Genomic DNA, 25246 nt, shown 5'->3' with positions numbered 1-25246 from the left:
TCAAGGCCGTCTGAAAGCTTGTGCTGTCTATCATCAATCTATTTTTTCGGTGCGAACGACCAGCTCTTGACCGTATAGTTCCGCAAAGGGTCTTTGTCGGAATAGCCGATAATATCGGGTTTGACCATACGCACTTCAACCTGATGATACAGCGGAATCAGTGCAGCGTCTTCTTGAAGCTGCTTCTCTGCATCGGCATAAAGCTGGCTGCGCGCTTCCTTGCTGACACCATCTTTCAGCGTATTGTTCATAAATGTATCAAACGCCGCGCTTTTGTAGCGGAATGCATTGTTTGAATTGTTGGATTTCAAGATATTGAGCATGCCTGCCGGATCGTTGAAATCGGAACACCAGCCGCTGAACGAAACCTTGAAATTGCCTTGTGCGCGCGTATCCAAATAAGTTTTCCATTCCTCGTTGGACAAAGTCGGACGTATAAACGGAATGGCGGCCTTCCACACCGACTGCACGGCAGTGATTTGTTTTTTAGACGCTTCGCTGGTGCTGTACAAAATATCGAACTCAAGCGGATGCTCATCGTTGTAGCCTGCTTCGTTCAACAGTTTACGAGCGGTTTCGATGCGTTTTTCAGGCGTCCACTCTTTCCACTCCGGATAAACAGGAATCACGCCCTGCATTTGCGGCGGTGTCAATTGGAAGGCAGGCGTATCGCCGCGGCCGCCCACTTTGACGACAATGTCGCGGCGCGTCAGCATATTAAGTGCCTTGCGGACGCGCGGATCATTAAACGGCGCCGCTTCGTGGTTCGGCTCCAAATACCAGCTGCACAAGGAAGTTGTACGTTTCACTTGTCCCGGAAACTCAATATCCGCCACTTTGACCTGATCGCTGGGAATGCCGTAAGTTACATCAATTTCATTGGCGCGATAACGGTTGTACTCGCCGCTGCCTGACAGAAAAACCGCCTTTGGAATGGCCACTTTGTCTTTATCGTAATAATTGGGATTACGTTCCATATTGATGTGGCTGTTGACTTTCCAATCCGTTAACAGATAAGCGCCACTGGAAACATAATGACCGGGCTGCGTCCACTTATTGCCGTATTTTTCGACAGTGGCGCGATGAACTGGGAAAGTGAATTGCTGAATCAGCATATCGGGGAAATAAGGTACCGGCGCAATCAGCGTAAATTGCAGGGTTTTTGCGTCCAACGCCTTGACACCCAATGTCTCAGGCTTGGCTTTGCCGTTTAATATATCTTCCGCATTTTCCACTTGGGCATCGACCAAATAGCTGCCGAAAGGTGCGCCGGTGGCTGGATCGGCAAGACGGCGAAAGCTGTACACGAAATCTTCGGCGGTAATCGGATCGCCATTGCTCCATTTGGCATCACGCAGATGGAAGGTCCAAATACGCTCGCCCTCGCTCTCCCATTTTTCCGCCAAAGCAGGAATGGTTTTACCTTCGGCATCCGTACCGACCAAACCATCCATCAACTGACGGATAATCGCACCGGCCGCCATATCGCCACTCATTTGAGGATCCAGCGTACCCGGCTCAACACCGTTGCTGACCACCACGCGCTCATAATCGGTACGTTTAAACTCAGGAGCAGGCTTAACATCGCGGCTGCACGCCGACAATGCGAATACGGCAGCCAATGATGCAGCCAACAGCGGATAGGTTTTTCCGGCCATATTTCATTCCTTCTTTTGGGTATTCTTCTTTTTCAGACGGCCTAATTATTCAAACTACACTCAACTACATTTATTTAGAAGTTCTCCAGCATAGTTAAATCATCTATTTCAAACCATGAAAATAGTGTTTTAAACCACATATTCCATCGAAATAATAATAGCCGTCTAAGATTGTCGGCAAATTAACACAAAAATACGTAACTGAAAACTATTTTTCAATTTATCCTACGATAAGTTACAAATGTATTGATTTTTTATGATTTGTCAAATAAGATTATCCGAACTCTTTCGCCATAAGCAAGAAAAAGACATAAAAAGGAGAATCAAATGAAGAAGTTATCTTACTTTATTGCCACTGCCCTCATAGGCTCTTCCATAAGCGCCGCCCACGCCGAACCTAAAATGAGCGGTACCATCTACATCATGACCGAGGTCGAACACAACAATAAAACCGGTGTAACCTCTACAACTATTTCCGATAAAAGTTCCAGTCTTTATCTCTCCGATGAAGTACCGCTCAACAACGACTTATGGTTGAAATGGCAACTTGGCTCCTTTATTTACTTCGATTCCGACCGCTGGGGCGGCTGGGGTACCGCCGACTCATACGTTGCGCTCAACAGCTACAAAAACCTCGGCACCGTCAAAATGGGTTACATCAGTACCCCTATGAACAGCATTTATCTGAATCCGTTCGACACCAACAGCCCGATTTTGGAATTCAGTAAAATTTCCCGTTTCGGCCAACGCCGCGTTTCCATGGCTTATGAATCGCCTTGGAAAAACGGTTTCCAATTCAAATTCAACGTCTCCCCCGGCTCCAATGCCGCACGCAACAACAACAACTGGAGTCCGGACAAAAAACGTGACGGCGACTGGGTCTTCGGCTGGGGCGTGGACTACTACCACCCCAACAACGGCTTTAACGCCCACTATGCTGCCGAATACGCACCCAACGACTCCCCATCCGAAACCAAAGACTTCCAAGCCCACGCTTTCATGGCCGGATACAGCAAAGACAAAATCTCCGTTGATGCCGCGTTCCAATACGCCAAAAACACTTGCGACGGCTTCAGCTGCTGGGGGCCATGGGAGGAGGAGAAGAATGGTAAAAAAATAAAACACGAAGACAAAGAAATCAACAACACCAAAGAATTTATGGTGTCGGGTTCATATAAAATCGGCAATTTCAAACCTCAAATCGGCTTTGCCTACGGTAAAAGCTCCATCGGCGAAAACTACAAACACGTCGCCGTCAGCACCGATTACAGCTTCTCCAAACGGACGACCGCCACACTCGGCGCCGGCTGGTTGAAAGAAAGTGTCAATCCGAAATACGACGAAGATTTGCCGAAAAAATCTTCTTACGCAGTGGGCATGGTATTCAAACACCGCTATTAATGCCTAACAGATTAAAGGCCGTCTGAAACAATTCGTTCAGACGGCCTTTTCTACATCCTATAAATAAACTTGCAGCCCACCTTAAAAATCATTACATTGCCCACACTCAAGCCACAAAAATGTCATCATGAATGCCCACCGCACCCTCATTATCTCCGTTTTTATCGTCGCCAGCTGCGGCCTCGCTTACGAGCTCATCATCGCCGCACTCGCAAGCTATCTTTTGGGCGACAGTATTTTGCAGTTTTCCTCCGTCATCGGGCTTTATCTTTTCTCGATGGGCATAGGTGCGCACCTGACCCAATACATCAAAGATAAAGACGTATTGCACCGATTTATCGAAATCGAACTTTTGGTCGGCATCATCGGCGGCATTTCTGCGCTGGCATTATTTGTGGCCTTCGGTTTATCCGCCGCCCCGTTCCGCACCCTGCTCTACGCCTTTGTGCTGATTGTCGGCGCAGTTGTCGGCATGGAAATTCCTTTGGTCATGCGCGTGTTAAACCAAAAAGGGGCGGAATTTAAAGAACTCGTTTCCAAAGTCCTGACCTTCGACTACTTGGGCGCACTTGCCGTCTCGTTATTATTTCCGCTCCTGCTCGCCCCCAAACTCGGCATGGCGCGTTCCGCCTTGTTGTTCGGCATCCTCAACGCCGCCGTTGCCTATCTGACCGCGCGCGTGTTTAAAGCCGAACTGCCACGCTACCGCGCCATCCGCCTGCGTGCGCTGATTGTCTTGTCCATCCTCGCCATCACCTTCGCCTACGCCGACCGTATTTCCTTCAAAGCCGAACAAAGCTATTTCGGCGATCCCGTCGTCTATCAAAGCCATTCGCCCTACCAACGGCTTGTCGTTACTCGCTGGAAAGACGATACCCGCCTCTACATCAACGGCAACCTGCAATTCTCCTCACGCGACGAAGCCCGTTACCACGAAGCACTCGTCCTGCCCGCCATGCAGATGGTGCCGAATGCCGAACGCGTGCTGATTCTCGGCGGTGGCGACGGACTGGCGGCGCGCGAAGTCTTAAAATATCCGCAGGTCAAAAATGTTACTTTGGTCGATCTCGACCCCGACATGACCGCTACTTTTAAAACCTCCGCCACCTTAAGCGCGCTCAACCAAGGCTCGCTGTCCCATCCCAAAATGCACGTCGTCAACGACGATGCCGCCAAATGGCTGGAGGGGTCGTCTGAAAAATTCGACGTTATCATCATCGACCTGCCCGACCCGTCCAATTTTTCGCTGGGCAAACTCTACTCCGTCCCCATGTACCGCCTCGTTGCCCGCCATCTTGAGCCGCAGGGCAAAATCGTCGTCCAATCCACCTCGCCCTACTTCGCCCCCAACGCCTACTGGTCGGTCGTCGCCACCCTCGAAGCGGCCAAGCTGAATACCGCGCCCTATCATGTTTACGTCCCCTCCTTTGGCGAATGGGGATTTGTGCTGGCAGGATTTGATAAGCAATTCCCCGTCCCGCAAAAATTCGACGTCCCCACCCGTTATCTCAACGCCCAAACCGCCGCCGAAATGTTCCGCTTTCCACCCGATATGGCAAGGCGCAAGGTTGAAGCAAATTATTTGAACAACCAAATCCTCGTCAGCTATTTTGAAAGCGATTGGAACAATGTGATGCGATAGAATATCTAAAGGCCGTCTGAAACATCAGTCTTCTTTTTATCTCCGTTCAGACGGCCTCATCGCCCGTTTACCCTTTTTCACACAGCATTTGCTTGAAAAAATAAGGTTTATCTTTATCTAGATAGAACACAATCGACACTATCCGTTGAATGAAGGAACAAACATTTATGCAGTATTTTGGAATCGGTTTTTTGGTTTTAATCTTTTTGGAAATCATGTCCATCGTCTGGGTTGCCGACTGGATAGGTGGCGGCTGGACGCTGTTTGTGATGTCCGTCAGCTTTATCAGCGGTATCTTTATGCTGCGCCATACCGGCATTTCCGGCCTTTTGCTCGCAGGCGCTGCCGTCCGCAGCGGCCAAAACATTTCCCTCTATCAAATGCTGTGGCCGATTCGCTATACCGCTGCCGCGGTTTTCCTGCTCAGCCCAGGTTTTATTTCAACCGCCGTCGCCCTGCTCTTGCTGATTCCGTTTAAAGGCAATACGCCCGTTTCTTCTGCGCAGTCTTTCCAAAGCCGCCAAACTTACGGCCCTGCCAAAGATGATGAAGACATTATCGAAGGCGAATACACGGTTACGCGCACCGGCAAAGCCGACAAACCGCAAGACTATATCGAGCACAAACCCGATTGACGACTTCCTTCATAACAGGCCGTCTGAACTAGGAATACCTCAAAAGTGTTTCATATTTCAGACGGCCTTAGTCATTTCTGGGCTTTGAAAATGTAAATATCGGTTTGTAATTCGGTTATTCCGCATAAATCATTTAAAATAAGCAACTATTTTGATTCTAAAAACGACACGGTATCTAATGAACGTTCAACGTCTTTTCCCTCTCTCCCTCAGCTTGATTACCGCCGCTGTTTTATCGGCGTGCGCCACCCAAAACACACCGACTGCTTCGAAAACCGAAACCGTCGTTCAGCCTAAATCTACTTCTATTCCTTCACGCCGCGCCGACAGCGAGTCCAAAGTCCTGTCCGATTACAGCCAATACCAAAGCGCCATCGATGCCGCCAAACGCGGCGACGATGCTTGGGTACAACAATTTTTATCCCAAGCCAGCGACAGCGCAATGGCTGAAAACGTCCGCAACGAATGGCTGAAAACCTTGGGCGCGCGCGGCCAATGGGATTTGTTCCGTCAAGAATTCAGCAAATTGAACGCCGCCGGCGTCGCACAAGAAGTGCAATGTTATGCCGATTTGAGCAGCGGCAATTACAGCAAAGCCACCGAGCTGGTTCGCGTGACCAGCAAACTGCCTGCTGGCTGTACCCGCTTGGTTGAAAGCGCGGCAGCTTCAGGCCGTCTGAACACCAACGACGCATGGCGTCGCGTACGCGGCTTATTGAGTAACAGCCAAACCACAGATGCACGCAATCTCGCCGCCGCATTGGGCAGCCCGTTTGAAGGTGGCGCGCAAGGTGCGACCGAATACAGCCTGTTGAGCGTGATCGGCAAAGATGCACGCAAATCCGCTTCTGCCGCCGCTACCCTGTCCGACATGGAATCAGGCCTCAGCCGCGAACAACGCAGCTTCGCATGGGGCGTATTGGGCCACTACCATGCACAAAGCCAAAATATGCCGACCGCTTTGAGCTACTACGGTCGCGTTTCCGACCGCAAACAACTGACCGACGAACAATTGGAATGGTACGCACGCGCCGCTTTGCGTCTGCAACGTTGGGACGAATTGGCAAGCGTGATTCAGCATATGCCTGAAAAACTGCAAAAAGACCCGACATGGCAATATTGGCTGGGCCGCAGCTTTGCCGCACAAGGCAAAAGCAGCCAAGCCAAAGAAATGTATGAAAAAGCTGCCGCTTCCGGCCGCAATTTCTACGCCGTAATGGCAGGTGAAGAACTGGGCCGCCGCATCAATACGCGCAACAATGTTTCCGATGCCGATGCCAGAGACGTCCGCTGTATGAGCGAAGACGGTGCCATCAAACGCGCATTGGTTCTGTTTAAAAACAGCCAAAGCAACGGCGATTCCAAAATGCGCCGTCAGGCACAGGCGGAATGGCGTTTTGCCACCCGCGACTTCAACGAAGACAACCTGCTGACTGCCGCACAAGTCGCTTTCGACAACCAGTTCTACGACATGGCAATCAACAGTGCCGACCGTACCGACCACAAACTCAACTACAAATTGCGCTATATCTCTCCATTTAAAGACCTGACCGTCCGCTATGCCGCACAGGCAGGCGTTGACCCGGCATGGGTTTACGGTTTGATTCGTCAAGAGAGCCGCTTTGTCATGGGCGCGCAATCCAGCGTCGGCGCGCAAGGCCTGATGCAGGTCATGCCTGCAACCGCCCGCGAAATCGCCGGCAAAATCGGCATGAGCAGCAGCGAACTCTACACCATGGACGGCAACATCCGCATGGGTACTTGGTACATGGCAGATGCCAAACGCCGCCTGCAAAATAACGAAGTAATGGCCACCGCAGGCTACAATGCCGGCCCAGGCCGCGCCCGCAACTGGCAGGCTTCTTCGCCTTTGGAAGGCGCCATCTACGCCGAAACCATCCCATTCACCGAAACCCGCGACTACGTGAAAAAAGTCATGACCAACGCGACTTATTACGCGTCATTGTTCAATGAACCGCAAACTTCGTTGAAACAACGTATGGGTACGGTTCCCGCCCGCTATTAATACCCGATATGCCGTCTGAAAAGTGAGACAGAATCAAACGTTCAGACGGCCTGCAATCTTGACAGACTATCGGGTTTATAAGATAATCGCCCGATTGTTTCTGACCGAAAAGGTCACTTGCACGGCAAAAGCCGACTTGTTAGGAGGTGATGTTTACATCACGGCGCGTATCCCGCCCTGCCCTAGGCAAACCAGCGATACAACAACTCCCCCATTATGACAAACCGTCCTCTATTTCTTAAAACGGTTTGATTGAACAAAATTTAAAGGAAATAAAATGCCTGCTATTCGTGTTAAAGAGAATGAACCATTTGAAGTTGCCATGCGTCGTTTCAAACGTGCCGTAGAAAAAACCGGTCTGTTGACCGAACTGCGCGCCCGTGAAGCGTACGAAAAACCAACTACTGAACGCAAACGCAAAAAAGCTGCTGCAGCCAAACGTCTGCAAAAACGTCTGCGCAGCCAACAACTGCCTCCTAAAATGTACTAATTACAGGCCTGCCCTGTGATAAACGACACACCGCAAGGGCAGCTTTGCGGTGTGTTTTGTTTTTCAGACGGCACCTTTTTATTGATATAAAGTGAGCACATTATGAGCCTAAAAACACAATTAACCGAAGACATGAAAACCGCCATGCGTGCCAAAGACCAAGTGTCTTTAAGCACCATCCGCCTGATTAATGCCGCCATCAAACAATTTGAAGTAGATGAGCGCACTGAAGCCGATGACGCAAAAGTCATCTCTATCCTGACCAAAATGGTAAAACAGCGCAAAGACAGCGCCAAAATCTACACCGAAGCCGGCCGTCAAGATTTGGCTGACAAAGAAAACGCGGAAATCGAAATCCTCAATCGCTACCTGCCGCAAATGATGTCCGCAGAAGAAATCAAGACTGTCGTTGAAGCAGTCATTGCAGAAACCGGTGCATCAGGTATGGCAGATATGGGCAAAGTCATGGGCGTATTGAAGACCCGCCTGGCCGGCAAAGCCGACATGGGCGAAGTCAACAAGGTTTTGAAAACCGCATTGACTGCTTAATCCTCAATAATCAAAAAGGCCGTCTGAAATATTATTTTCAGACGGCCTTTCTTATTGTGCCAATCAAGCAGCAGTTACTTTACCTTCATGACGCAACAAAGTAATCAAATCGCTGATACGTTTTTTCATGGAACGGCGATCGACGATTTGGTCGATTGCCCCCTTCTCCAACAAGAATTCTGCACGTTGGAAACCTTCCGGCAAGGTTTCACGTACAGTCTGCTCAATAACGCGCGGACCGGCAAAACCAATCAGCGCATTCGGTTCTGCCAAAACCACATCACCCAAGAAGGCAAAGCTGGCAGACACGCCGCCCATGGTCGGGTCAGTCAATACGGAAATAAACGGCAGACGTTTTTCAGTCAGCAAATGCAAAGCCGCGCTGGTCTTCGTCATCTGCATCAAAGAGTTAATCCCTTCCTGCATACGCGCACCACCGGAAGCCGCCACGCAAATAAACGAACAATTATCTGCAACAGCACAGCGTACACCCTGCACAAAACGCTCGCCCACTACCGAACCCATAGAGCCGCCAATAAAGCGGAATTCAAAAGCAGCCACCACGACAGGCAGGCCGTTCATGGTGCCTTTCATAACAACCAATGCATCGTCTTCGCCGGTTGCTTTACGCGCAGCCGCGAGGCGGTCAGGATATTTTTTGCTGTCTTTGAATTTCAGCGGGTCGGTCGGTTTAATATTGGCTGCAATCTCTTCACGGCCTTCTTCATCCAAAAGTAGATTCAAACGTTCGCGCGCAGAAAGCGGATTGTGATGATTACATTTTGGGCAGACTTCGCTGTTTTGTTTCAACTCGGTTGAGTAAACCGTTGCCGAACAAGACGGACATTTGTGCCACAGGCCTTCAGGGACGCTGGACGAACTGCTTCGGTTTTTAATTTTCGGAGGAAGAATTTTATCTAGCCAGCTCATGAATGACTCCTTGGAATTCAGAATTCAGACGGCCTGTTGAATGTAAGGCCGTCTGAAATAATGGAATAAAAAATATTAGCGAATCGCGTCTTTCAACTCTTTAACCAACACGCCTACCGCTTCGGCCTCGCTACCTGCGTGGCTTTCAATCTCTTTGACGATACGGCTGCCGATAATAACGGCATCCGCTACCGCACCAATCTTACGCGCACTCTCCGCATTATTGATGCCGAAGCCGACACCAATCGGAATATCGATGTATTTGCGCAAAAGCTCTATTTTACGCGAAACTTCTTCAGTATCCAAACTTGCCGCACCGGTCACGCCTTTGAGCGATACATAATACACAAAACCGCCGGCTACTTTGGCAATCGTTTGAATACGCTCCTCAGTCGTTGTTGGCGCAATAAGGAAAATACAATCAATACCTTGCGCTTTCAATGAGTCATGCAGCGGGGTAATGGTTTCTACCGGAGAATCCACAGTCAATACGCCATCCACGCCCGCGTCGGCAGCCGCTTGCGCAAACGCCTGATAGCCCATTTTATGTACAGGGTTCAAATAGCCCATCAAGACAACCGGCGTTTTATCATTGGTTTGACGGAACAAGCGTACTGTTTCCAATACGTCGTGCAAAGAAACATGATTTGCCAACGCCCTTTCAGCCGCACGTTGAATAGTCGGGCCATCCGCCATCGGGTCAGAAAACGGCACACCCAGTTCCAAAATATCAGCACCATTAGCCACCAGGCTATGCATCAATGCCAAGGTTGTCTCAAGGTTGGGATCACCCACTGTAATATAAGGAATCAGTGCTTTTGCGCCATTGAGCACTGAGAAAGTTTGTTGGATTCTGCTCATTTTCTGCTATCCATTTCATCGATTTGAATGTTGTCCGGCAGCCTGTTTATTCTGCCGTTACATTTGTTTTAAAAACCTCAGTCTGCCATGAAAAAGCGGCATTTATCCGCATTATCTAATGACTGTTTCTTCCCAATCGGCAAACAAGAGGCTAAGTATAACATTTACGGCTATTTCATAGAATCATTTGCAATCAAGATTCTGATATTTTGAAAGCAATATAAAACAATAAAGGCCGTCTGAAAATCATTCAAACAGCCTTTATTAGAATCAATTATGCAAATCTTTGTATGCTTTCGCACTTTTGATCAGAGTTTCCCTATCGATTACAGCTCAACATGATGGTTTTGATGTTCAGAACCTAGATGACGCTCCAAATCAGACAAAATTTGCGTCAGACCATGACGGACTTCTTCCGCATTGGCGGCAGGATTGCCGTTTGCATCCAAAGCGCCACGGCTGAACGTATCGATATACGGTTCAAACGTATCTTTCAGTTTCAACAACTTAACAACATCTGAGCGCGTATATCGATCGCCACCGTATCCAATCACAACATTATTTTCATGTTGCCATTGGGCAAACTGAGCCGGACTGATTTGCACCAATTGGCACATTTCATCCAACGTAAAATAACGCTTGGCAGGAATAACCGGATTATTGTTGTTTGTCATAGTAATGCTCCACCATGCCTTTGAGTTTTTGGCTGGCATGGAAAGTTACCACACGGCGTGCGGTAATCGGCACTTCTTCGCCTGTTTTAGGGTTACGGCCAGGGCGTTGAGGTTTGTCGCGCAATTGGAAATTGCCGAAACCGGAAATTTTAATTTCTTCACCACGCGCCAAAGTGCTGCGGATTTCTTCAAAAAAGAGCTCGACGATTTCTTTGGCATCATTCTTGGTGACGTTGCTGACTTTGTCGACCAAAATATCAGCCAATTCTGCTTTAGTTAGTGTCATGTGTTTACCTTCATTCAAACTGGTGCAATTATTACCAAAATTCTTTTAAAAATCAAGTCCTCACCAAAAAATCAAATATTATTAGTGATTTTTAGCGACAACTTTTATCTTATTTTAAGCGCGAAGCTGTGCGTCTTTTTCGGCTGCCGCTTTAATCATTTTCGCAACCAAAGGCTCGATGACCTCATCTGTCAACGTGTTTTCCATATCTTGCAAAATGATTTTGACGGCAACGCTCTTCATGCCTTCAGGCACGCCCGTACCGCGGTAAACGTCAAACACACTGATTTCTTGAACCAGCTTGTTCGCCGCCGCTTTCAGGACATTTAACAAATCATCATGCGTCACAGCTTCAGGCATTACAAATGCCAAATCTCGGCGTGCAGGTTGGAACTTGGATACGGATTGATAACGGGTTTTCTCACGACCCAATACCGCATCCATATCGATTTCAAATACCAGCGGCGCTTGTGGCAAATCATATTTTTGCAGCCATTTCGGATGCAACTCGCCAACAAAACCAACTACTCGGCCGTCTGAAACAATATTAGCAGCACGTCCAGGATGCAATGCCGGATGTTCGGTCTTAACAAAGGATACTTCCTTGCTTTTCAAAAGGCTCTCAACATCAGCTTTCATATCGTAGAAATCCACGTTGCGTGTTTTCTCGCCCCATTGCTCAGGCAGCACGGAGCCATACCACAAACCGCCGATACGTTCGTTTTGAACAAATTGATCAGCCGAATCTTTGCTGAACACGCGGGCAATCTCAAACACGCGTACTCGGTTTTGCTTGCGGTTCAAATTGTTTTGCAAAACTTCCACCAAACCGCCGATAAGCGTAGAACGCATGACGGCATACTGCGCCGCCAACGGATTTTGCAGGCGGATAGGATTGGTATTGGCAGCAAAGTCTTGCTCCCATTGCTCATCCACAAACGCATAGCTGACCACTTCGCGGTAACCGCGAGCCGCCATTTCATTATAAACCGCAAAACGCGGACGTTTGGTTTCAGGCAAAGCCAACATTTTCAGACGGCCTGAAGTATAGTCGTCGGGAATATTTTCATAACCGTAAACGCGGCCGATTTCTTCAATCAAATCGGCTTCGATTTCGATGTCGAAACGGAAGCTAGGAGAAGTGACACGGAAGCCTTCTGCAGTTTTCTCAGGCTTCAAACCCAAGTGTTGCAAGATAATTTCGACTTGATCGGCAGGGACTTCAACGCCCAATACCGTTTTCAGACGGCCTAAACGCAATTCGACCTGTTTTGCCTCGGGCAATTTGCCTTGTGCTTCAACCATTTCACCGGCTGCGCCACCACAAATCTGCAACACCAATTCGGTAGCACGCTCAATGGCATCAGCTTGCAAGCGGCAATCCACACCACGCTCAAAACGGAAAGAAGAATCCGAACCAAAACCGTATTGACGGGATTTACCTGCAATAATCTCCGGGGCAAACCAAGCAGCTTCCAACACAATATTTTGCGTCTCATCAGAAACCGCGCTTGCCTCGCCGCCCATCAAGCCGGCCAAGCTCAACGCACCTTTTTCATCAGCGACCACCAGTGTATTGTCCGCCAAAGTAACCGTCTTCTCATTCAGACACGCCAAAGTCTCACCATTTTGAGCACGGCGGACAATCAAGCTGCCTGACAGCTTGTCAGCATCGAAAACATGCATAGGCTGACCGATTTCCAGCATCACATAGTTGCCAATGTCCACCAATGCGGAAATGCTGCGGATACCGCTGCGTTCCAAACGTTGTTTCATCCAATCGGGTGTAGCCGCTTTCGCATTGACATTTTCAATAATGCGGCTGATAAAACGACCGCAATCGGCCGGTGTATCAATACGGACAGCCTGTTTTTTCTCACTGTCGATAGAGGCCGTCTGAATTTCAACAGGCGTAAACGCACATTGAGTCAACGCAGAAACCTCACGCGCAATACCCTTAACACTCAAGCAATCAGCGCGGTTAGGCGTAATTTTCAATGTAAACAGCGTATCGTCCAAATCCAAGTATTCACGGATATTGGTACCGACAGGCGCATCTTCAGGCAGAATGTGCAGGCCGTCTACACCGTCATCAGGCAAACCCAGTTCATTGGTCGAACACAGCATACCGTTTGATGGCACACCACGCATTTTAGTCGGCTTAATTTTGAAATTGCCCGGCAAAACGGCACCTGGCAACGAACACGGCACTTTAATGCCCGGCTTGACATTCGGCGCACCACAAACAATCTGAACCAACTCGCCCGTACCGGCATCAACTTGGGTAACGTTCAAACGGTCTGCATCAGGGTGTTTTTCAACGGATTTTACTTCGGCAACAACCACGCCACTGAAAGCAGGGGCAGCAGTATCGATTTCTTCCACTTCCAAACCGGCCATGGTCAAAAGATGTTCCAGTTTATCGGCAGAAAGATCAGGATTGGCTTGGGTTCTCAGCCATGAATAAGGAAATTGCATATTATTTTCTCTACTATCAGGCCGTCTGAAACAAATTTTTATCAGACGAAATCAGTAATATCTATTCACTTTTCAGACGGACTATCAAAAGACCATCTGAAATTTATTTAAACTGCTTCAAAAAGTTCAAATCGTTATCGAAGAATAAACGCAAGTCATTGACGTTGTAGCGCAACATGGCAAAGCGGTCGAGACCGATACCGAAAGCGAAACCGGTATATTTTTCAGGGTCGATATCGACGTTTTTCAACACGTTAGGATGTACCATACCGCAACCGCCGACTTCCAACCATTTGCCGTTTTCGCCCATGATGTCGATTTCGGCAGAAGGCTCGGTGAACGGGAAGAAAGACGGACGGAAACGTACTTGCAGGTCATCGCGTTCAAAGAAGCGACGGATAAAGTCAGTGAACACTGCTTTCAAGTCGGCAAAAGTCACACCCTCTTCTACCCACAAACCTTCGGCCTGATGGAACATAGGCGAGTGAGTGGCATCACTGTCCACGCGGTAAACGCGGCCGGGAGCAATAATGCGGATAGGTGGCTCTTTTTTGTCGAGCATATAGCGGATTTGAATAGGCGAAGTGTGTGTGCGCAAAACGTCGCCATTTTCAACATAGAAAGTATCTTGCATCGCACGCGCTGGGTGATTTGCAGGAATATTCAAGGCTTGGAAATTATGGAAATCGTCTTCGATTTCAGGGCCGTCCGCCACTTCAAAACCCATACCGTGAAACAGCTCAACCACACGTTGCAAAGTCAAAGTAACTGGATGCAAACCGCCATGTTCTTGTGCACGGCCCGGCAAAGTAATATCCAAGGCCTCTGCAGCCAATTGAGCTTGCAGCTTGGCTTCATTCAGGGCATCGCGTTTGCTATTAAATGCCGTCTGAAACTGATTTTTACATTCGTTGATGTGCGCGCCTATGGTTTTACGCTCTTCAGGAGACATTTGACCCAAAGTTTTCAAAAGTCCGGTCAATTCGCCGGTTTTACCAAGATAGCGTGCTTTAATTTGTTCTAAGGCATTGAAGTCTTGCGCGGCTTCAATAGCGGCAATACCTTCTGCAACGATACGGTTTACATTTTCCATGGTGGTTTATCGTCTGTTTGTTGATGGCAGGCCGTCTGAAACAACAAAGCCGTCTGTTGGATTTGATTGCAAACCCGTTCAGACGGCCTTTTGTCTTACTGCGGCCAATCCGTTTGATAAGAGAGGCCTATTTTATCGCAAATTAGTATAAAAAAATAGAGTTTAAAGAAAGAAAATCAACTACATAGGATTTCTTTAAGAAAAGAAAAAAGGAAGCATACGCTTCCTTTTTAAATAATCTTATCGAATTAAGCAGCCAAAGCAGCTTTAGCTTTTTCAACCAATTGTGCAAATGCAGCTTTGTCGAATACAGCCAAATCAGCCAATACTTTGCGGTCGATTTCGATAGCAGCGCGTTTCAGGCCGTTCATGAATTTGCTGTAAGACAGACCATTTTCACGGGCACCTGCGTTGATACGAACGATCCACAGTTGACGGAATTGACGTTTGCGTTGGCGACGGTCACGGTATGCGTATTGACCGGCTTTCATTACCGCTTGTTTGGCAACACGGTAAACGTTTTTACGACGACCGCGGTAGCCTTTGGCTAACGCGAAGACTTTTTGGTGACGAGCACGAGCGGTAACACCGCGTTTTACGCGTGGCATATTCTAAACTCCTTAAGCGTAGGGCAACATTTTAGCAACAGAAGCCAAATCGCGTGAATCCACCATAGCGGTGCCGCGCAATTGACGTTTAGTTTTAGTGGTTTTTTTGGTCAGGATGTGACTTTTGAACGCATGACCGCGTTTTACACCACCGTTACCCAGTACTTTAAAGCGTTTTTTCGCGCTAGACTTGGTTTTCATTTTAGGCATTGGAAAACTCCATTCGTTATTAGATAAGGTATAAGGGGTTTTGAAATAAAATTTCAAACACTTGGAACCCAAAATACCACGGTTTTTGCCGCTAATTAAACCTTATTCCGAGCGGCAATCGAAATAAGCCTTGCATTATAGCTTTATTTCTTCTTAGGCGCAATCATCATCACCATTTGGCGGCCTTCCATTTTAGGGAAGGACTCGATTTGTGCCACTTCAGCCAACTCTTCTTTTACGCGTTCAAGCAGTTGGGCGCCCAATTGTTGGTGGGCCATCTCACGACCGCGGAAACGCAATGTCACTTTGACTTTGTCACCATCGGCAAGGAAGCGGTTGATGTTGCGCATCTTGATTTGATAGTCGCCTTCATCAGTACCCGGACGGAATTTAATTTCCTTGATTTGTACCTGCTTTTGGTTTTTCTTGGCTTCGTCGCGCTTCTTGGCTTGTTGGTATTTGTATTTACCGTAATCCATCAGTTTGCATACGGGCGGTTTGGCAGTCGGGGAAATTTCTACCAAATCGACATCTTGCTCTTCGGCCATAGCCAGAGCTTCACGAACTGAAACGACACCAAGCTGATCGCCTGACTCACTGATTAATCGCACTTCTTTGGCGGTAATTTCACCATTGATTCGTGCTTCGCGTTCTTGAGCGATGATGAATACTCCTATAAAAATTAATGATTGACGAGGGCGTCAGTGATTTCTTGCTGCAATTGCGCAATAAAATCATCGACATTCAAAGAACCCAAGTCTTCTGCTTTGCGGCGTACCGCAACTTTGTTTTCTTGTTTCTCTTTATCGCCGACAACGATTTGATAAGGGAAACGGTATTGGCTGTTGTCACGGATTTTGTAACCGATTTTTTCGTTACGCAAATCCAATTCGACACGGAAGCCTGCAGCCTGCAATTTGGCAGCCACTTCGCGACAATAATCTGTTTGGTTCTCGGTGATATTCATAATCACCATTTGAACCGGCGCAAGCCACAATGGGAATGAGCCTGCATGGTTTTCAATCAGAATACCGATGAAGCGCTCCAATGAACCCAAAATAGCACGGTGCAACATTACAGGACGCGCACGGTCGTTGTTTTCAGTTACATATTCGGCATTCAAACGCTCCGGCAATACGAAGTCCAACTGCAGGGTACCACACTGCCAAGAACGACCCAAAGCATCTTTAACATGATACTCAATCTTAGGACCGTAGAATGCGCCTTCGCCAGGCAGCTCTTCCCACTCTACGCCGCAAGCGGTCAATGCATCACGCAGACCTTGTTCGGCTTTATCCCAAACTTCGTCAGAACCTGCACGTTGTTCAGGGCGGAGTGACAGCTTCACGGCAACATCATGGAAGCCGAATTGTTTGTAAATGCGAACCAGCAATTCATTGAATGCGCGTGCTTCATCAACGATTTGATCTTCGGTACAGAAGATATGCGCATCATCTTGCACAAAACCGCGAACACGCATCAGACCATGTAACGCACCGCTTGGTTCATTACGATGGCAAGAACCAAACTCAGCCAAACGCATTGGTAAATCGCGATATGAGCGCAGGCCGTTATTAAAAATTTGTACATGACCCGGACAGTTCATCGGCTTAACCGCGTATTCGCGTTTTTCCGAACTGGTCACAAACATATTGTCTTTATAGTTTTCCCAGTGGCCAGATTTTCCCCAGAAGGTTTTATCCATAATCTGAGGCGTTTTCACCTCTTTATAACCGGCAGCATTCAACTCTTTGCGCATATGCTGCTCAATCACCTGCCACAAAGCCCAGCCTTTAGGATGCCAGAACACCATACCCGGCGCTTCATCTTGCAGGTGGAACAAATCCAATTGTTTACCCAGCTTACGGTGGTCGCGTTTTTCTGCTTCCTCGATGCGTTGGATATAGGCTTTCAATTCGTCTTTACTTGCCCAAGCCGTACCGTAAATACGTTGCAACATTTCATTATTGCTGTCGCCGCGCCAGTATGCGCCTGCCAGTTTGGTCAGCTTGAAGTTTTTCAAGAAACGGGTATTGGGAACGTGAGGACCGCGGCACATATCGACGTATTCCTGATGATGATACATACCCATTGCTTCCACTTCAGGCATGTCTTCAATCAGACGCAATTTGTACTCTTCGCCGCGATCTTGGAAAATTTTGATGGTTTCTGCACGGGGCGTCATCACTTTAATGACGTCATAGTCTTGTGCAATCAACTCTTTCATGCGCGCTTCGATGGCGGCCACATCATCAGGCGTAAATGGTTTTTCAGTTGCGATATCGTAATAGAATCCGTCTTCAATGACCGGGCCGATAACCATTTTGGCATCAGGGTAGAGCTGCTTGACCGCATGACCGACCAAGTGCGCGCAGGAGTGGCGGATAATTTCCACACCTTCTTTGTCTTTAGGCGTAATGATTTGAACGTGGGCATCTTCGGTAATCGGATCGCAAGCATCCACCAATTTACCGTTAACCTTGCCCGCTACCGTTGCCTTTGCCAGACCTGCACCGATAGACGCTGCAATTTGCGCCACGGTAACGGGTGATTCATATTGGCGGACCGAACCGTCCGGCAAGGTAATGTTCAACATCAGAAAGCTCCAAAACATTAAAAAATAACGGCATAAAGCCGTTATGGAAATTTGGTAGGCACAATTGGACTCGAACCAACGACCCCCACCATGTCAAGGTGGTGCTCTAACCAACTGAGCTATGTGCCTTCATCTAAGGCGCTTATTGTAACGAAGCGTGTTCCCTTTTGCAAGCATCTGTAAATACTTTTCAGACGGCCTAGATAATTTTGTTTGATTTATGCCTCATTGTTTTATTTCTTCTATTATTCAGACCGTCTGAAGCATTATTTTAGAGAAGATAAAATCCAGCCGTCAACCAGCGAAAAATCCTTTATAATCTGCCCTTTCATTTCGCACACACGCGAACATCCAATCTCTTATTATTATGCTCAAATTTACCTTACACAAAAAAGACGGTCATGCCCGACGCGGTACTTTGGAACTGAACCACGGCAAAATCGAAACGCCTGTATTTATGCCGGTCGGCACATATGGTTCGGTCAAAGCGATGAACCCGCAAAACCTGCATGACATCAAAGCACAAATCATCTTAGGCAACACTTACCATCTGTGGCTGCGCCCCGGTTTGGAAGTCATCGAACAATTCGGCGGCCTGCACGAATTTATCGGTTGGGATAAGCCGATTTTGACCGACTCAGGCGGCTTCCAAGTATTCTCGTTGTCCGACATGCGCAAGCTGACCGAAGAAGGCTGTACCTTCCAAAGCCCGATCAACGGCGACAAACTGTTCCTCTCGCCCGAAGTGTCGATGAAAATCCAAACTGTGTTGAATTCCGACATTGTGATGCAGTTAGACGAATGTACCCCTGGAGAAGCAACGCACAGCCAAGCGCAAAAATCGCTGCAAATGAGCCTGCGCTGGGCGGAACGAAGCAAAAAGGCTTTTGAAGACCTGAAAAACCCAAATGCGCTGTTTGGCATTGTACAAGGCGCGATGTATGAAGATTTGCGTGAAGAATCGCTGAAAGGTTTGGAAGAGCTCGACTTCCCCGGCTTGGCCATCGGCGGCTTGTCCGTTGGCGAACCTAAGCCCGAAATGTACCGCATGTTGCGCGCCGTCGGCCCTATCCTGCCGGAACACAAGCCACATTATTTGATGGGCGTCGGCACGCCTGAAGACTTGGTGTACGGCGTGGCACACGGCGTGGATATGTTCGACTGCGTCATGCCTACCCGCAATGCGCGTAACGGCTGGCTGTTTACCCGTTTTGGCGATTTGAAAATCAAAAACGCCAAACACAAACTCGACAAGCGTCCGATTGATGAAAGCTGCACCTGCTACGCCTGTCAGAATTTCAGCCGCTCCTACCTGCACCATCTGCACCGTGTCGGCGAAATCTTGGGCGCACAGCTCAACACCATCCACAATCTGCACTTCTACCAAGTCATCATGGCAGAAATGCGCGAAGCCATCGAACAAGGCAAATTTGCCGATTGGCAGGCGCAATTCCATGAAAACCGCGCCCGCGGTGTGGATTAATCCTTTAAAAGGTCGTCTGAAATCAGGTTTTAATTCAAACTGCTTTTCAGACGGCCTCAATATTCTTAATTAATAAAGCACAATCATGTCCCGTTTCCATACCGAACCTCCCTTAGCCTACACCGCACAAAACCGCACCGCCGTCCTGCTGCTCAACCTCGGCACGCCTGACGCGCCGACGGCTGCCGCAGTCAAGCCTTACTTGAAAGAATTTCTGTCCGATCAACGCGTTGTCGAACTGCCTAAACTTTTATGGCAACCGATATTGCGCGGCTTGGTATTGACTTTTCGCCCGAAAAAAAGCGCGCATGCCTATGAAAAAGTTTGGTTTAAAGAAGGTTCGCCGCTTGAGGTTTACACACACCGCCAAGCAGAAGCCCTAGCCAAACATTTGCCCGATGTCATCGTCCGTCATGCCATGACTTACGGCAATCCAAGCGTTGCCGATGTTTTGGCGGAACTCAAAGCCCAAGGCGTGGGCAAATTGCTGGTCATCCCGCTCTATCCGCAATATGCCGGCTCTTCTACTGGCGCGGCTTTGGATAAAGTGTTTCAAGAGTTATTGCTGCAACGCAACCAAATGAGCGTCCGCACTGTCTCCCGTTATTACGACGATGCCGCCTATATTCAAGCCATGAAGCAGCATATTGAAGCCTATTGGGCCCAAAACGGACGCGGTGAAAAACTGATGTTGAGTTTCCACGGTATTCCGCAAAAGCATCACGACGACGGCGACCCCTATCCTGACGAGTGCCACCATACTGCCAAACTGCTGGCGCAGGCATTGGGCTTGTCCGAACAAGAATACATCGTTTCTTTCCAAAGCCAGTTTGGCAAATCCCAATGGGTCAAGCCCAGCACGCAAGCCCTGTTTGATCAGCTACCGAAACAAGGCACAACCAAACTCGACGTATTCTGCCCCGGCTTCCTGGCCGACTGCCTCGAAACCATGGAAGAAATCGCCATTATGGGACGCGAACAATTCCACGCCGCAGGCGGCAAAGAATACCGTTACATCCCCTGCCTCAACGATTCCGCCGACTGGATTGCCGCACTTGCACAATTAAGTCGAGCCAATCTGCAAGGCTGGATTTGACTTAAACCAAAGGCCGTCTGAAAAATCCACTTTCAGACGGCCTTTAGCGTTATCATCAAGCTATTAAAACGCAAACCAAGCGTGTGGCCATCAAAAATACCACTCAAAAAGGAACACATCATGACTGCACTCCGCCCTATCCTGCTCCTTCTGACCGCACTCAGCCTCCCAACTGCTTTTGCCGCTGATGCCGCGTTGATGAGCAAAGGACAAAAAATTTACGAAACCAACTGCGCCGCCTGCCACGGGAAAAAAGGCGAAGGCCGGGGTGCCATGTTCCCGCCTTTATTCCAGTCCGACTATATTAATAAAAAACCGCAAGTGCTGTTGCAAAGCATGACCAAAGGCATCAACGGCCCGATTAAAGTAAACGGCAAATCCTACAACGGCTTTATGCCTTCTACCGCCATCAATGATGCCGATGTTGCCGCCGTTGCCACTTACATCATGAACGCCTTTAATAATGGCGGCGGTACGATTACTGAAACAGATGTCAAAAAATCTCACGGGAAAAAATAAAACGTCTCTCCCCTAAAGGCCGTCTGAATATTTCAGACGGCCTTTTCTGTACGACACATTTTTGTTTCTATATTTATGGTTACGTAACATCAACAAACATACGCAAAAAACCGTCAAACCGAAAAAAAGCATATGCGTTTTGTGTTAAAGTAAACATTATTTATCGGCTGTTTTGCGTCCAGGCCGTCTGAAAGGTTTTATGTCATGAACTTTTTCCGCAAGACTGTTTTATTTTTAGTCGTCCTCTCCATATTTGCCGCCTGCGGCTCCTTTATTTCCCAATACGTTTTGGGCATGAACCCGTGCGTATTGTGCATCCTGCAACGCTTGTGCGTATTGGCAGTCGGGCTGTTGGCCATTGTTACGGCATTCAGTTCTCAATCTTCCAAATTTGCCCGCTCGCTCTCGGCATTGTTGATTGCCACTCCGGCCGTTTACGGCGCCGGTGTCGCCGCCTATCAAATTTGGCTGCAAAGCCTGCCGCCCGGCACCGCCCCTTCTTGCGGCGCACCTTGGACCTTCCGCCTGCGCGACTGGCCTTTGTTCGATTGGTTTGAACCTATCGTCCGCGGCTTTGGCAACTGCGCCGAGCCGGACTATCTATTCGGCGTCGCCCTACCGGTGTGGAGTATTTTGTATTTCAGCTTCGTGGTATTGCTGCTGCTTTGGGCTTGGTTGAAAACCAGAAAAATCTGATTGGTTTCGATATAAAAAGGCCGTCTGAAATTTCAGACGGCCTTTTGTTCTTTAAACTGTTTAGTCCAGATTCAACACGGCAGAAGTGTAAACGTCTTGTACGTCGTCCAAATCTTCCAATGCGTCAATCAGTTTTTGCATCTTAACCGCATCTTCGCCGCTCAATTCAGTTTCGTTTTGGGCGCGCATGGTAACGTCGCCGTCAACAGATTTGTAGCCTGCGGCTTCCAAAGCCGATTTCACACCGGCCCAGTCGTTCGGCGCGGTAATCACTTCGATGGAACCGTCGTCGTTGGTGATGACGTCTTCCGCACCGGCTTCCAAAGCTGCTTCCATCAGCGCATCTTCGTCAACGCCCGGTTCAAACACCAAATAGCCTTGATGAACGAAGTTGAACGCTACGCAGCCGTCGGTACCCAAGTTACCGCCGTTTTTAGTGAACGCATGGCGCACATCGGCAACGGTACGGGTTTTGTTGTCGGTCAGACAGTCCACCATCAAAGCCGCGCCGCCGATGCCGTAGCCTTCGTAACGCAACTCGATGTATTCCACGCCTTCCAGATTGCCCGTACCTTTGTCGATGGCACGTTGCACGTTGTCTTTAGGCATATTGTTTTCAGCGGCTTTTTCCAAAGCCAGGCGCAGGCGCGGGTTCGCGCCGGGATCGCCGCCGCCCATGCGGGCAGCAACGGTAATTTCTTTAATCAGACGGGTGAAGATTTTGCCGCGTTTGGCATCTTGTCGGGCTTTTTTGTGTTGGATATTTGCCCACTTACTATGGCCTGCCATGTTGATTCCTTTCGTTTTTTCACGCGCTGAGGCGGAATTTGCTTCATTTGTAAGGCGTGCATTTTATCATAAGTTGCCTTTAGCCAAAATATTCAGACGGCCCGAATATTTGCAAAAACAGGCCGTCTGAAAACAAAGAAACTTTTTTAAATAAAGAAGCACATTTGCGGCAAACCTTTGTCAGTTTTTCGTTTTAATTCACGAAGGTTTACGGTATGATGACAAAATCGGTCAAAATTGTTAACAACTTAACCGGTATCGAATGGCAAAACGGCCTGCTCGCCGATATTGCCAAACGCGAAAAATGAGTGGGAGTAGTTACCCGTATCATTTTATTTTTATTGTTTTTATTAAAGGTTTTATTATGGAAGAAATATTGTCTGCTCTGGTGGGTGCAGTCAATCTGGTTCTTTGGGACTACCTGCTGATTTATGCCTTAATCGGTATTGGCCTGTTTTTTACCCTGTACTTGGGCGCGCCGCAAATTACCAAATTGGGGGCGGGTTTTAAAGCCGTTTTCGGCGGCTTGTTCAGCAAAAAAGACAAAGACCACGAAAGCAAATCCCTGTCTCAATTTCAAGCGCTTGCCGTAGCGATTTCTGCGCAAATCGGTACCGGTAACGTTGCCGGTGTCGCCACTGCGATTACTGCCGGCGGCCCGGGGGCCATTTTTTGGATGTGGTTGTCTGCCATTCTGGGCATGTCTACCATTTTTGCAGAAGCCGTTTTGGCGCAAAAATACCGCGTGGTCAGCCACGGCAAATACATCGGCGGCCCTGCGTTTTACATCACGCACGGCCTGACCCCGAAAATCGGCCGTGGCGCGGCGCGTTTCCTGTCCGGCTTTTTCTCCATCGCCTTGATTATCGCGCTGGGTTTCATCGGCAACGCAACCCAATCCAATTCCATCGCCTCGGCCATGAATTTGGCTTTCGATATTCCTCCGATGGCTGTCGGCATTGCTTTGGCGGTATTCGCCGGCCTGATCATCATCGGCGGTATCAACCGCATTGCCGGTATCGCGCAATTTGTCGTGCCGTTTATGGCGGTAATTTACATCTTGTGTGCCGTGATTATTTTGTTCAAATTCTCCGACCACATTATCCCGATGTTCCACAGTATCTTTGTTGCCGCCTTCAATCCCGAAGCGGTATTGGGCGGTGCGGCCGGTATCGGTATGCGCGAGGCAGTCCGCTTCGGCGTGGCACGCGGCCTGTTTTCCAATGAGGCCGGTATGGGTTCGACCCCGCACGCTCACGCGACCGCCAACGTCAAACACCCTGTGCAACAAGGTATGGCCGCGTTTATCGGTATTTTTATCGATACGCTGATGGTCTGCACGGCAACCGCGCTGATTATCCTGCTGACCGATGCCAACCTGTCCGGCGAAACCGGCGCAGCAGTTACCCAACTGGCGTTTAACAAAGCCTTCCCGGGTTTTGGTTCACAATTGCTCGCCGTCTGCCTGACCTTCTTCGCCTTCACCACCATCATCGGCTGGTACTACTTCGGCGAATCCAATATCCGCTTCCTGTTCCGCGGCAAACACTTGGGCATCTACCGCGCACTGGTTTTGGTGGCCATCGTATTGGGTACATTGGGCAAAGTGGATTTGGTTTGGAGTATGTCCGATATGTTCAACGGCTTTATGGTTTTGCCGAACTTAATCGCCCTCTTCCTGCTGCGTAAGGAAATCCGTGCGGTTTATGACGATTATCTGGCGCAAACCAAAGCCGGCAAAGAGTTGACCTACAACTACGAATTCCACGAATTCCACGACAAAAACCCAGATTAACGACAAACAAAAACCTCTCAGTCAAACTGAGAGGTTTTTTATTTCAGGCCGTCTGAAACTACAACACATAAAAATAAATACTGATAAATTGCGTCAAACTGCCTGCTAAGACAAACAAGTGCCAGATACCGTGGCCGTGGCGGATTTTCGTATCGTTGATAAACCAATAAATCCCCGCGCTATACAATACGCCGCCCAACACCAGCCAAAATAATCCACCAGCCGAAAGCGACTGTATCAGCGGCCATACCGCCACCACAATCAGCCAGCCCATCAACACATAAATCACCATCGACAGCAGCCGCTTCTCGCTTTTGCGCCCAATTGTCAGTTCCTGAACAATGCCTAGCAAAGCCAATCCCCAAGACACGCCGAAAAGCGACCAGCCCCAGCCGCCGTGAAGGGTAATCAGCGTAAACGGCGTATAACTGCCTGCAATCAAAAGATAAATCATACAATGATCAACCTTTTGCAAAATCGCCTTGGCCTTAGGCTGCGGAATACTGTGATATAAGGTTGAACCCAAATACAGAAGCAGCAGGCAGATTCCGTAAGTCAGTGCACCGGCAATCCGATAGCCGTCCGCCGATTCCACCGCTTTCACCAGCATCAGCACCAACGCCGCCACTGCCAATAAGAAACCGGCCAAATGGCTGTACGCATTAAATCTCTCGCCGTGATACATAAACCATTCTCATTTCTAAAAGACCAAAGTGTACGCGAAGACAGAG

Annotated in this window: 24 protein-coding genes and 1 tRNA gene; 11 read left to right on the top strand and 14 right to left on the bottom strand. The window is 48.6% G+C overall.

The features are described from left to right. Positions 1-38: 38 nt before the first annotated feature. Positions 39-1658: an ABC transporter substrate-binding protein gene (locus tag HMPREF2696_RS09295; protein WP_070588355.1), complete on the bottom strand. Its 1620-nt coding sequence runs from the start codon at positions 1656-1658 to the stop codon at positions 39-41. 327 nt (positions 1659-1985) lie between these two features. Here HMPREF2696_RS09295 and HMPREF2696_RS09290 point away from each other — a divergent pair, with 327 nt between their 5' ends. The 6 genes from HMPREF2696_RS09290 (at position 1986) to HMPREF2696_RS09265 (ending at position 8401) form a co-directional block, all read left to right on the top strand. Continuing rightward, positions 1986-3059 (top strand): porin, encoded by a 1074-nt coding sequence (locus tag HMPREF2696_RS09290; RefSeq protein ID WP_070588354.1) that lies wholly within the window; start codon positions 1986-1988, stop codon positions 3057-3059. Positions 3060-3183: 124 nt separating this feature from the next. Next, the gene (locus HMPREF2696_RS09285; protein WP_256388735.1) at positions 3184-4701 is read left to right on the top strand and encodes a polyamine aminopropyltransferase; all 1518 of its coding nucleotides are present in this window, start codon (positions 3184-3186) and stop codon (positions 4699-4701) included. A 167-nt stretch (positions 4702-4868) separates the two neighbouring features. Further along, positions 4869-5336 carry an FxsA family protein gene (locus HMPREF2696_RS09280; RefSeq protein ID WP_070588351.1) on the top strand — a complete coding sequence of 156 codons (468 nt, stop codon included), beginning with the start codon at positions 4869-4871 and terminating at the stop codon, positions 5334-5336. 178 nt (positions 5337-5514) lie between these two features. Beyond that, a complete protein-coding gene (locus tag HMPREF2696_RS09275; RefSeq protein ID WP_070588350.1) occupies positions 5515-7362 on the top strand; it encodes a lytic transglycosylase domain-containing protein in 1848 nt (615 codons plus the stop codon). 277 nt (positions 7363-7639) lie between these two features. Beyond that, positions 7640-7852 carry a 30S ribosomal protein S21 gene (gene rpsU / locus HMPREF2696_RS09270; protein ID WP_003680926.1) on the top strand — a complete coding sequence of 71 codons (213 nt, stop codon included), beginning with the start codon at positions 7640-7642 and terminating at the stop codon, positions 7850-7852. A 102-nt stretch (positions 7853-7954) separates the two neighbouring features. Beyond that, complete coding sequence (locus HMPREF2696_RS09265) at positions 7955-8401, top strand: GatB/YqeY domain-containing protein (protein ID WP_004519479.1); 447 nt, start codon at positions 7955-7957, stop codon at positions 8399-8401. Positions 8402-8464: 63 nt separating this feature from the next. On the opposite strand, the gene accD is transcribed toward HMPREF2696_RS09265, so the two are convergent. From accD to HMPREF2696_RS09210, 11 genes are all read right to left on the bottom strand, one after another. Then, on the bottom strand, positions 8465-9331 hold the full coding sequence (gene accD / locus HMPREF2696_RS09260) for an acetyl-CoA carboxylase, carboxyltransferase subunit beta (protein ID WP_039862013.1): 867 nt from the start codon (positions 9329-9331) through the stop codon (positions 8465-8467). Positions 9332-9406: 75 nt separating this feature from the next. Then, a complete protein-coding gene (gene trpA, locus HMPREF2696_RS09255; RefSeq protein WP_004519477.1) occupies positions 9407-10192 on the bottom strand; it encodes a tryptophan synthase subunit alpha in 786 nt (261 codons plus the stop codon). A gap of 326 nt (positions 10193-10518) precedes the next feature. Then, positions 10519-10866 carry a hypothetical protein gene (locus tag HMPREF2696_RS09250; protein ID WP_070588348.1) on the bottom strand — a complete coding sequence of 116 codons (348 nt, stop codon included), beginning with the start codon at positions 10864-10866 and terminating at the stop codon, positions 10519-10521. Beyond that, positions 10850-11152 (bottom strand): integration host factor subunit alpha, encoded by a 303-nt coding sequence (locus HMPREF2696_RS09245; protein ID WP_003680933.1) that lies wholly within the window; start codon positions 11150-11152, stop codon positions 10850-10852. Before HMPREF2696_RS09245 ends, HMPREF2696_RS09250 begins: the two co-directional genes overlap by 17 nt. Positions 11153-11266: 114 nt before the next feature. Continuing rightward, positions 11267-13630, bottom strand: a complete 2364-nt coding sequence (pheT, locus tag HMPREF2696_RS09240; protein WP_049335526.1) for a phenylalanine--tRNA ligase subunit beta — start codon at positions 13628-13630, stop codon at positions 11267-11269. Between the two features lie 103 nt (positions 13631-13733). Then, positions 13734-14723 carry a phenylalanine--tRNA ligase subunit alpha gene (gene pheS / locus HMPREF2696_RS09235; protein WP_049335524.1) on the bottom strand — a complete coding sequence of 330 codons (990 nt, stop codon included), beginning with the start codon at positions 14721-14723 and terminating at the stop codon, positions 13734-13736. 248 nt (positions 14724-14971) lie between these two features. Next, on the bottom strand, positions 14972-15331 hold the full coding sequence (gene rplT, locus HMPREF2696_RS09230; RefSeq protein WP_003675502.1) for a 50S ribosomal protein L20: 360 nt from the start codon (positions 15329-15331) through the stop codon (positions 14972-14974). 12 nt (positions 15332-15343) lie between these two features. Next, on the bottom strand, positions 15344-15541 hold the full coding sequence (rpmI, locus tag HMPREF2696_RS09225; RefSeq protein ID WP_003675505.1) for a 50S ribosomal protein L35: 198 nt from the start codon (positions 15539-15541) through the stop codon (positions 15344-15346). 143 nt (positions 15542-15684) lie between these two features. Next, positions 15685-16206, bottom strand: coding sequence for a translation initiation factor IF-3 (gene infC, locus HMPREF2696_RS09220; protein WP_079453677.1), 522 nt, complete (start codon positions 16204-16206; stop codon positions 15685-15687). Positions 16207-16223: 17 nt separating this feature from the next. Further along, entirely contained in the window at positions 16224-18137 is a 1914-nt protein-coding gene (thrS, locus tag HMPREF2696_RS09215; RefSeq protein ID WP_049335607.1) for a threonine--tRNA ligase, read from the bottom strand. Between the two features lie 52 nt (positions 18138-18189). Then, positions 18190-18266 (bottom strand) — tRNA-Val (locus HMPREF2696_RS09210). Between the two features lie 238 nt (positions 18267-18504). Between HMPREF2696_RS09210 and tgt the strand changes: the two genes are divergently transcribed. The 4 genes from tgt (at position 18505) to HMPREF2696_RS09190 (ending at position 21931) form a co-directional block, all read left to right on the top strand. Next, entirely contained in the window at positions 18505-19620 is a 1116-nt protein-coding gene (gene tgt / locus HMPREF2696_RS09205) for a tRNA guanosine(34) transglycosylase Tgt (protein WP_003745960.1), read from the top strand. A gap of 85 nt (positions 19621-19705) precedes the next feature. Continuing rightward, positions 19706-20716, top strand: coding sequence for a ferrochelatase (hemH, locus tag HMPREF2696_RS09200; RefSeq protein WP_049335522.1), 1011 nt, complete (start codon positions 19706-19708; stop codon positions 20714-20716). 120 nt (positions 20717-20836) lie between these two features. Continuing rightward, the gene (locus HMPREF2696_RS09195; protein ID WP_049335521.1) at positions 20837-21235 is read left to right on the top strand and encodes a c-type cytochrome; all 399 of its coding nucleotides are present in this window, start codon (positions 20837-20839) and stop codon (positions 21233-21235) included. 204 nt (positions 21236-21439) lie between these two features. After that, complete coding sequence (locus HMPREF2696_RS09190; RefSeq protein WP_049335519.1) at positions 21440-21931, top strand: disulfide bond formation protein B; 492 nt, start codon at positions 21440-21442, stop codon at positions 21929-21931. 60 nt (positions 21932-21991) lie between these two features. Here HMPREF2696_RS09190 and HMPREF2696_RS09185 read toward each other — a convergent pair whose 3' ends face one another. Further along, the gene (locus HMPREF2696_RS09185) at positions 21992-22720 is read right to left on the bottom strand and encodes a YebC/PmpR family DNA-binding transcriptional regulator (RefSeq protein ID WP_049329917.1); all 729 of its coding nucleotides are present in this window, start codon (positions 22718-22720) and stop codon (positions 21992-21994) included. A 364-nt stretch (positions 22721-23084) separates the two neighbouring features. On the opposite strand from HMPREF2696_RS09185, the gene HMPREF2696_RS09180 reads away from it, so the two are divergent. Beyond that, on the top strand, positions 23085-24515 hold the full coding sequence (locus tag HMPREF2696_RS09180) for an alanine/glycine:cation symporter family protein (RefSeq protein WP_049335517.1): 1431 nt from the start codon (positions 23085-23087) through the stop codon (positions 24513-24515). Between the two features lie 58 nt (positions 24516-24573). Here HMPREF2696_RS09180 and HMPREF2696_RS09175 read toward each other — a convergent pair whose 3' ends face one another. Continuing rightward, positions 24574-25200 (bottom strand): PAQR family membrane homeostasis protein TrhA, encoded by a 627-nt coding sequence (locus HMPREF2696_RS09175; protein ID WP_049335514.1) that lies wholly within the window; start codon positions 25198-25200, stop codon positions 24574-24576. Positions 25201-25246 lie beyond the last annotated feature (46 nt).

It is taken from the genome of Neisseria sp. HMSC058F07, assembly GCF_001810035.1.
Taxonomy (GTDB): Bacteria; Pseudomonadota; Gammaproteobacteria; order Burkholderiales; family Neisseriaceae; genus Neisseria; species Neisseria perflava.
The sequence above is the reverse complement of the archived record's forward strand: the minus strand, read 5'-3'. Positions and strand labels throughout refer to the sequence as shown.

Bases quoted from the DNA above. Each gene is read 5' to 3' on its own strand.
- HMPREF2696_RS09180 (WP_049335517.1), top strand. From the start codon at position 23,085: ATGGAAGAAATATTGTCTGCTCTGGTGGGTGCAGTCAATCTGGTTCTT.
- HMPREF2696_RS09280 (WP_070588351.1), top strand. From the start codon at position 4,869: ATGCAGTATTTTGGAATCGGTTTTTTGGTTTTAATCTTTTTGGAAATC.
- trpA (WP_004519477.1), bottom strand. From the start codon at position 10,192: ATGAGCAGAATCCAACAAACTTTCTCAGTGCTCAATGGCGCAAAAGCA.
- HMPREF2696_RS09250 (WP_070588348.1), bottom strand. From the start codon at position 10,866: ATGACAAACAACAATAATCCGGTTATTCCTGCCAAGCGTTATTTTACG.
- pheT (WP_049335526.1), bottom strand. From the start codon at position 13,630: ATGCAATTTCCTTATTCATGGCTGAGAACCCAAGCCAATCCTGATCTT.
- HMPREF2696_RS09175 (WP_049335514.1), bottom strand. From the start codon at position 25,200: ATGTATCACGGCGAGAGATTTAATGCGTACAGCCATTTGGCCGGTTTC.
- rpsU (WP_003680926.1), top strand. From the start codon at position 7,640: ATGCCTGCTATTCGTGTTAAAGAGAATGAACCATTTGAAGTTGCCATG.
- rpmI (WP_003675505.1), bottom strand. From the start codon at position 15,541: ATGCCTAAAATGAAAACCAAGTCTAGCGCGAAAAAACGCTTTAAAGTA.
- HMPREF2696_RS09190 (WP_049335519.1), top strand. From the start codon at position 21,440: ATGAACTTTTTCCGCAAGACTGTTTTATTTTTAGTCGTCCTCTCCATA.
- pheS (WP_049335524.1), bottom strand. From the start codon at position 14,723: ATGGAAAATGTAAACCGTATCGTTGCAGAAGGTATTGCCGCTATTGAA.
- rplT (WP_003675502.1), bottom strand. From the start codon at position 15,331: ATGCCACGCGTAAAACGCGGTGTTACCGCTCGTGCTCGTCACCAAAAA.
- HMPREF2696_RS09245 (WP_003680933.1), bottom strand. From the start codon at position 11,152: ATGACACTAACTAAAGCAGAATTGGCTGATATTTTGGTCGACAAAGTC.
- tgt (WP_003745960.1), top strand. From the start codon at position 18,505: ATGCTCAAATTTACCTTACACAAAAAAGACGGTCATGCCCGACGCGGT.
- accD (WP_039862013.1), bottom strand. From the start codon at position 9,331: ATGAGCTGGCTAGATAAAATTCTTCCTCCGAAAATTAAAAACCGAAGC.
- HMPREF2696_RS09290 (WP_070588354.1), top strand. From the start codon at position 1,986: ATGAAGAAGTTATCTTACTTTATTGCCACTGCCCTCATAGGCTCTTCC.
- HMPREF2696_RS09185 (WP_049329917.1), bottom strand. From the start codon at position 22,720: ATGGCAGGCCATAGTAAGTGGGCAAATATCCAACACAAAAAAGCCCGA.
- HMPREF2696_RS09195 (WP_049335521.1), top strand. From the start codon at position 20,837: ATGACTGCACTCCGCCCTATCCTGCTCCTTCTGACCGCACTCAGCCTC.
- hemH (WP_049335522.1), top strand. From the start codon at position 19,706: ATGTCCCGTTTCCATACCGAACCTCCCTTAGCCTACACCGCACAAAAC.
- HMPREF2696_RS09265 (WP_004519479.1), top strand. From the start codon at position 7,955: ATGAGCCTAAAAACACAATTAACCGAAGACATGAAAACCGCCATGCGT.
- thrS (WP_049335607.1), bottom strand. From the start codon at position 18,137: ATGTTGAACATTACCTTGCCGGACGGTTCGGTCCGCCAATATGAATCA.
- HMPREF2696_RS09275 (WP_070588350.1), top strand. From the start codon at position 5,515: ATGAACGTTCAACGTCTTTTCCCTCTCTCCCTCAGCTTGATTACCGCC.
- HMPREF2696_RS09295 (WP_070588355.1), bottom strand. From the start codon at position 1,658: ATGGCCGGAAAAACCTATCCGCTGTTGGCTGCATCATTGGCTGCCGTA.